The sequence below is a fragment of the Mycobacterium sp. genome, from assembly GCF_008709575.1.
GTDB lineage: Bacteria > Actinomycetota > Actinomycetes > Mycobacteriales > Mycobacteriaceae > Mycobacterium.
In genome coordinates this window covers 1-542 of the sequence record NZ_VYIK01000546.1, presented here as the reverse complement: position 1 = coordinate 542, position 542 = coordinate 1, and the positions used below count along the sequence as shown (strand labels likewise).

1 protein-coding gene is annotated in these 542 nt (G+C 66.1%); it reads left to right on the top strand.

The window, feature by feature from the left end:
* Nucleotides 1–465: HNH endonuclease (locus tag F6Q13_RS20060; RefSeq protein ID WP_293060178.1), on the top strand; the 465-nt coding region annotated here is incomplete at its 5' end.
* Nucleotides 466–542 lie beyond the last annotated feature (77 nt).

Sequence of the window (542 nt, the reverse complement as noted above, 5' to 3'; positions counted from 1 at the left end):
CGGATGAACACGTTCCTTGACGCCGAGGTTCCCGACGTCGCGGGCCATCTGTTCGGTCGTGAGCGCATCAACCTGGCCGCCGTGCGCGAGCCGTTCAAACAGGCGTACGGCCCGCACTGCTTCTACTGCGGCATGCACCTGCCGGTGAACAATCCCGTCGATCATGTGCTGCCGTGGTCGCTGGTGGGTATCGACGGGCTGGCCAATCTGGTGTTGGCGTGCGCGCGTTGCAACGCCGACAAGGCCGGGGCGCTGCCGGCGGTATCGATCATCGACCTGGTCCTGCAGCGCGACCGGGACGTGCTGGAGCACATCGCATCCGAGATCCAGTGGCCCACACAGCATGACCGAGTCGTGGCCGCCGCGCTCGGTATTTACCGCGTCCAGCCCGCAGGCGTGCCGACGTGGTCGGGATACAAAAAGACTGAGCGGCTGGACATCGCCTTCCCGCCGTCATGGACGTGAATTTCTGGCTGTCGCGGCCGGAGGCCGTGCCTTCACCGCCGCGTCGGCGACGAACGTTGCCACTCGTCACGGTGTCG